The 6339-nt window shown below is 36.3% G+C and carries 6 protein-coding genes; 1 reads left to right on the top strand and 5 read right to left on the bottom strand.

Going from position 1 to position 6339, the window contains the following annotated elements; genetic code table 11:
- Nucleotides 1-54 precede the first annotated feature (54 nt).
- Nucleotides 55-660: a nitroreductase family protein gene (locus AACU98_RS17985; RefSeq protein ID WP_017827564.1), complete on the bottom strand. Its 606-nt coding sequence runs from the start codon at nucleotides 658-660 to the stop codon at nucleotides 55-57.
- 316 nt (nucleotides 661-976) lie between these two features.
- On the opposite strand from AACU98_RS17985, the gene glpX reads away from it, so the two are divergent.
- A complete protein-coding gene (gene glpX / locus AACU98_RS17980; RefSeq protein WP_004248255.1) occupies nucleotides 977-1957 on the top strand; it encodes a class II fructose-bisphosphatase in 981 nt (326 codons plus the stop codon).
- 81 nt (nucleotides 1958-2038) lie between these two features.
- On the opposite strand, the gene AACU98_RS17975 is transcribed toward glpX, so the two are convergent.
- The 4 genes from AACU98_RS17975 to AACU98_RS17960 form a co-directional block, all read right to left on the bottom strand.
- Nucleotides 2039-3070: a methylphosphonate esterase gene (locus tag AACU98_RS17975; RefSeq protein ID WP_004243291.1), complete on the bottom strand. Its 1032-nt coding sequence runs from the start codon at nucleotides 3068-3070 to the stop codon at nucleotides 2039-2041.
- Nucleotides 3071-3072: 2 nt separating this feature from the next.
- Nucleotides 3073-4038 carry a DMT family transporter gene (locus AACU98_RS17970; RefSeq protein ID WP_004243293.1) on the bottom strand — a complete coding sequence of 322 codons (966 nt, stop codon included), beginning with the start codon at nucleotides 4036-4038 and terminating at the stop codon, nucleotides 3073-3075.
- A gap of 131 nt (nucleotides 4039-4169) precedes the next feature.
- On the bottom strand, nucleotides 4170-4907 hold the full coding sequence (locus AACU98_RS17965) for a glutamine amidotransferase (protein WP_004243294.1): 738 nt from the start codon (nucleotides 4905-4907) through the stop codon (nucleotides 4170-4172).
- 26 nt (nucleotides 4908-4933) lie between these two features.
- On the bottom strand, nucleotides 4934-6154 hold the full coding sequence (locus AACU98_RS17960) for a PfkB family carbohydrate kinase (protein ID WP_020945784.1): 1221 nt from the start codon (nucleotides 6152-6154) through the stop codon (nucleotides 4934-4936).
- Between the last annotated feature and the right edge of the window lie 185 nt (nucleotides 6155-6339).

Raw genomic sequence — 6339 nt, 5'->3', positions numbered from 1 at the left:
TAATTATAGGAATAAAGTACTTCCTATATAAAATATAAGAAGCACTTTAGTACTTTAAAAATGATCAAATGTCACCGCTTTATCAAAAGATAATTTACCTAATCGTGGAAAAGGTTTTCCTTTACCTTTACCAATGGCAATCATTAAACAGATAGCATAGTGATCAGGCAAGTTAATTGTTTTTGCTACCTCTGCAAAATCAAACCCATCCATAGGACAAGAATCAAAACCGCGCTCTTGTGCTAATAACATCAGTGTTTGAGCAAACAAACCCGCACTACGCATAATCTCATCCCGTTGTACTTGTGGTTTATTACGATAATAACTATCAACAGCACTGCACATAATATCTCTGACTTCAGGGGTAGCATCTTGCCAAATTGTTTTAACTTCACTCTCCCAAACATTGAGATCTGCACATAAAACAATCAGCATAGCAGAGTCTGTTATTTGAGGCTGATCCCAACCCACTTTTCTTAATGCTTGACGTTGCTTAACATCATCAACAACCAAAAGACGCCAATGCTGCAGATTAAATGCACTTGGCGTATATTGTAACGCATCTTCAAGTAAGGCTTTTTTCTCTTCTTGTGGTATTTTGAAATCAGCATCAAACTGTTTTGTTGCACGACGGTTTTTTACTGCATCAATTACATTCATTATTTTCCATCCATTTGCTAATCATTGACATTTATTTATCTATTATAGAAGAAATGCGTTTAGTGTGCAGACTGTGCTATTATTTCTAATTATCTTTGTTAATTAATCAGTTATAACGAAAAAACCACTTGTTAATAACAAAATATCATTACAATAGTATTATAAAATATACGATAACCCTTTATTTTTCCTATTTGTTTTTAAGCGTAAAAGAAGGCGAAAACAATTGATTTAAGCCTAACACTTAAATTTGAAAAAAGGGTATCATCAAAGGCTACTATTCAATATAACAGACCTTGCAAAGTATATTAACCCTATGAAATTAAATGATGAATTAACTAATTCTATCGCATCAGTCACAGAAGCTGCTGCTATTGCGGCTATGCCATGGGTAGGTAAACAAGATAAAAATGCGGCAGATGCTGCCGCAGTTGCCGCCATGCGAGAGCGCCTTAATAGCCTTAATATCAATGGCCAAATTGTTATTGGTGAAGGTGAAATTGATGAAGCACCTATGCTCTATATTGGCGAACCAGTAGGCAACGGCCAAGGTGAAAAAATAGAAATTGCCGTTGATCCTATCGATGGAACTCGCATGGTCGCTACCGGTGAAAATAATTCTTTGGCTATTTTAGCTGCAGGTTTTGAAGGTAGTTTTTTACAAGCACCCGATATGTACATGGAAAAACTGGTTGTCGGTAAAAAAGCAGCAGGTGTGATCGACCTTAACCATTGCCTTGAATATAACCTTGATGCTATTGCACAAACATTAAATAAATCATTAAGCCAGTTAACACTCGCGATTTTAGATAAACCGCGCCATCACGATATTATCATTGATTTGCGTAATAGAGGTATTAATGTCATCACTTTGCCGGATGGCGATGTGCTTGCTTCTTTATATGCCACAATGCCTAATAATCCTATTGATGTTATGTACGGGATTGGTGGTGCGCCAGAAGGTGTAATTAGTGCCGCTATTGCTAAAGCTTTAGGTGGTGATATGCAAGCACGCCTTATTACCCGCGATATTGCTAAAGGTAATAATGCAACAAATAGAGAAATTGCAGCACAAGAAATCTCTCGATGCCATAACATGGGAACTGATGTTAATATTACATTGCCACTTGAAATATTGGTGCGCCATCAGGATGTTATGTTTGCAGCAACCGCAATTACTGCCGGTGACCTATTATCCGGTGTCACTGAACAAAGCGATTATTTGCGTACACACTCGTTAGTGATTAATGGCTCCACACACTCATTACGTTATATCGAAAACTATCATTTACGCTAACACGAGAATAACAACTAAAAAAGCGACACGGGCTTACGTGTCGCAAAATGTATTCAAGGGGTATTTATAGTTATAATTAATTCATGCTAATAAATTAGCTGGATTATCAATACACAGCTTATCTATTATCGTCTTATCAATGCCACGCTGTGCTAATAATGAAAGAAAAACGTTAGGCACAAACCCCCAACCATTTCCGCCATTTTTTGCCCACATCTGTTTTAAAAACACATCATGACTTAATACAATTTGGTTACCATAACCTCTTTCTATTAAGGTTGCGACAGCTTCAACCGTATCCATCACACTGGGTGCCGCGCCTTCTTTAGGGAAAGAAATATCAAGACCTATCATGTCAAATTCAAGCCAAACACCTCGATCAAGCATTTTGCATTGATAATCGATATCTTTACCAGAAGGATCTGAATGGGCTAACGATATTTTGGCTGGATCACACCCCATTTCTGTTAAAAGAATATCTAATACTTCATCACCACGGCGTTGCCAACCTGGCATATGAATATTCATTGAGGCATAAGGGTTATTATTTTGAGCCAGTGCAGCGGCACGTAAACTATTTTTTTCACCATCTGTAAAGAAAGGAGATACACCAATTTCGCCAATCATACCAGCACGAATATCTGTACCGTCAATGCCGATATTTAATTCATCATCGATCATTTTTGCCATCGCATCAATATCATCAGCTAGGCGTTTTCCTTCAAATTTCTCAATATAAAGGCCGGAAGAAGCAACGACATTAATCCCCGTTAATTCTGCAACTTGTTTTAATTTTCTAATATCACGACCAATTGACGATGAACCTGTAGCATCAACAATCGTTTTGCCCCCAAGCTCTTTAAAATTATTTAATTCAAAAATAACGTCTTCAATGGGTTTTTTATCCATATTATCGCAACAACAATATGGATCGTATTTTAGTCCCCACTGAATATCTGCACTGACTTTTTTATCTACTAAAACGTGTGAGAATTCATAAAAAGGTTCATCAACAACGCCAGATAAATCATTAAATAAATGTTCGTGAGGTAGTGTCAGCCCCATATCCGCTTTTTTAACCGGACCCGTTACCGTTTGAATATAACCTTTCATGATTATGCCCCTGCTCTTTTTACTGATTTAGTCGCTTTAAACTCAGGAATGGTAGTAACAATGGCGCCGACTAAGGCAAATAACGTACCGATGATTGTGACTAAATAAACAGTATTTCCTAACGAAGGTAATAAGAGGTCAATTAATACTGAACCCAGTAATTGGCCCGCAGTTGATGCAACACCTAACATCAGTAACCCTAAGCCTCGTACTAAAATAGCCATTAATGCAATAGACATTAACCCTAAAGGCCCACCTAAATACATCCACCATGTAGCAGGAAGCTCCAGTGTTATATGCCCTAACGCCATACGTACTACTAACGCAATCGTTAAAACAGTAAATCCAACAATAAAGTTCCAAGTAATAGAAACCATCATCGAACCTGTTGCTTCAGCCACTTTTGAATTACCTGCTGGTTGCCATCCCGCTAATAAACCCGCTAAAAAAGGTAGAATAGCTAAGTAAATAAAAGAGGTTGAATGCCACTGTGGAGAAACGACAAAAAGAGTAGCAACAACAGCTAATACGGCACCTAATACACGATATGGGGTGAAGTATTTCTTCTCATCCACACCTATACCAAAGCGGTCACATAATAAACCTGATAATAACAGTGCTGAAATTAATGCTGTTTGGAATGTAGCTATTCCTAATGCACTGGCTGATGCTCCTTCAGAAAAAACCACCATTGCGCCACAGAGGCCAGCAAACCAGTTCCATAATGGAATTTTACGTGTTTTAATTAATGTCGGAATAGAAGCAAATTGCTGACGATATTGTTTTTTGGACATAATGATAAAAAACATGACCACTAAACCACTGGCAAAAGAGATAACTGCACTAGCATTACCGTCTTTTAATACATGTCCCAGTTGCCCATTCACCGCAGACTGCATTGGTGATAGCATCCCTGCTAACACAGTTGCTACCATCAGCAAGGGTGTTGATAAATTTTTTGTACTCATAAGATGTTCCTTTTGGATTATTGACTATGAGTGATTTCTTTTTTATTTTTCAAGTAATCGGTTATTTTGTTATTAGCGCAGAGTGTATCTCCGCGCTTTTTTACTTTTCTTACTGCTATTGTTATTAAGAACTAACGTGCGATTTGCTTTAGAATATTGACCCACATATCAGCATAATGTGGCCATGCTAAAAACTCTTTGCTCCCCCAATGCGGTGAACAGTCACTCATAAAACAAGCTGTTTTTCCTTTTTCAAATTGACCAAACACCAGTAGTGGATCTTCGCCAATATTCAAAACCGTTTCAGTGTTATGTTTAGCGAACACTTTGTTATAACCAAGGAACATCGGCCATTCACTAAAACCTTTTATCGTGGCATGCTCTGCATTAACTGGAGTTGCGAATACTCCTTCTGGGGCTTCCACACGATCGTCACCCTCTAACATTTCAACAGGTAACACTTGTGCCAATAAGGTATTTTTATAGTTTGCTTTCGCTTCAATACCCATAAATGATAGATAGCCGCCAATCATTAATAAGCCACCACCATTAGCAACAAACTGTTTAATTAGCCCTAATGCATTTGGAAGTACTTTCATGTTGTAGAAAGTATCGTTTTGCAAGAGGAAAGTATTAGCACCAATATCACTGATCACGATGACATCATATTTTGCTAATTCTTCATCAGTCTGAGGAAATGCGACCTGAACGGTATGTGCAGGCATATAATCAACTGCTACCCCTTTTTCCCTTAAACAATTTAATAAAAAAGTGGCACCTTCCTCATATTTACTAGAAGTGAAACTGTCGTAGCCTTTTGAGTGGATCATATGAATGTGCCATGACTCACCAATAAATAAGATTTTCATTTTTTTTCCTCTTTCAAAAAGATTATTTATTCAGGGGATTGAGTGACAATCTGTGAATATGTTGTTTGATTGATGCGATGCATGACATTAATATCTTCAGGCATTTCTGAAGCATTACTCGTCTCAACAGCTAGTGATGCAAAAGCTGATGCATAGCGTAACGCGTAAGAAAACTGCTTTCCTTTTGCTAGTGAGGCTGCTAGTGCACCATTAAAAGCATCACCAGCGCCCGCTGTATTTTTTACCACCGCAGGATAAGCTGGTGAGTAAATATATTTATAACCGTCATAAGCTAATGAACCTTTACTACCTAAAGTAATGACAACTTTATTAACACCTTTTTGATAAATAGCATTGGCTGCATTTTTAGCAGATACTAAATCAACAACTTCAATACCTGATAATAAGCTGGCTTCTGTTTCATTAGGTGTTAATATATCTAACATTGGCAATAACTTATCAATAATTTTATTGTAAGGTGCAGGATTTAAAATAATAGGAATATTATTTTCATTTCCGATTGAAATAATTTCCTTTAATGCTTCAATATTAGTTTCTAATTGCAATAAAATTATATCGGCATCTATAATTTTATCTTTTTGTATTTTTACCTCATCAGAAGAAATATCCATATTAGCCCCTGAATAAATAGAAATAATATTTTCACCACTCTCTTCTGACACAAAGATTGATGCTGTTCCAGTTTGATGATTTTCAGTTTGATATATCGTTGATGTTTTTATTCTTGATGACGATATAAAATTTACTGCATAATCACTAAACTGATCAGTACCGATTTTGGTGATAAAATGCACCTGTGCATCAGCATAACTTGCCGCTAATGCTTGATTACATCCTTTACCTCCTGGTGAGAAGATAAATTTATTCGCCAATAAAGATTCCCCGGTTTCTGGCAGTCTGGGCAAATAACTAATCATATCAACATTAAATGAACCTAATACACATACTTTATTTACTGCCGGCTGCCCCGCTAAATTAATTTTATCAATTTGATCATTACATTCTAAAAATTGTATGATTTCTTTTTTGGCAACTTTGTCTAATGTTTCAAATTCAATAAAGGCCCCACCATGGCATCTTTTAATTATTCCTTTCTCAGCCAATGTATTTAAATCTGATCGTATCGTTTCTTTGGTAACACTAAGCTCTTTTGCTAAAACAGAAACTTTTACTGCACCATGACCTTTGATCAGATTAACAATTTTTTTATGACGCTCTGCTTTCATTTAATGTTACCTCTATGGCAACAACTTTAATTTATTAGTTGTTATGGGATTGTGATTACAATCATATGTTATTTATTAAAAGCAAAAAAAAGCAGAAACACAAAAATAAAAAACAAAAAAAAGCAGAAATAAATAATGATAGTAATAAGATTACTTAATATATAGAAGCCATCTCCCCTCTCATT

The organism is Proteus sp. G4380 (genome assembly GCF_963885725.1).
In the GTDB taxonomy this organism is placed as follows: Bacteria; Pseudomonadota; Gammaproteobacteria; order Enterobacterales; family Enterobacteriaceae; genus Proteus; species Proteus mirabilis.
This window is presented reverse-complemented; position numbering and strand designations above follow the sequence as displayed.

Coding starts and splice junctions, on each gene's coding strand:
- AACU98_RS17985 (WP_017827564.1), bottom strand. CDS start 660: ATGAATGTAATTGATGCAGTAAAAAACCGTCGTGCAACAAAACAGTTT.
- glpX (WP_004248255.1), top strand. CDS start 977: ATGAAATTAAATGATGAATTAACTAATTCTATCGCATCAGTCACAGAA.
- AACU98_RS17975 (WP_004243291.1), bottom strand. CDS start 3,070: ATGAAAGGTTATATTCAAACGGTAACGGGTCCGGTTAAAAAAGCGGAT.
- AACU98_RS17970 (WP_004243293.1), bottom strand. CDS start 4,038: ATGAGTACAAAAAATTTATCAACACCCTTGCTGATGGTAGCAACTGTG.
- AACU98_RS17965 (WP_004243294.1), bottom strand. CDS start 4,907: ATGAAAATCTTATTTATTGGTGAGTCATGGCACATTCATATGATCCAC.
- AACU98_RS17960 (WP_020945784.1), bottom strand. CDS start 6,154: ATGAAAGCAGAGCGTCATAAAAAAATTGTTAATCTGATCAAAGGTCAT.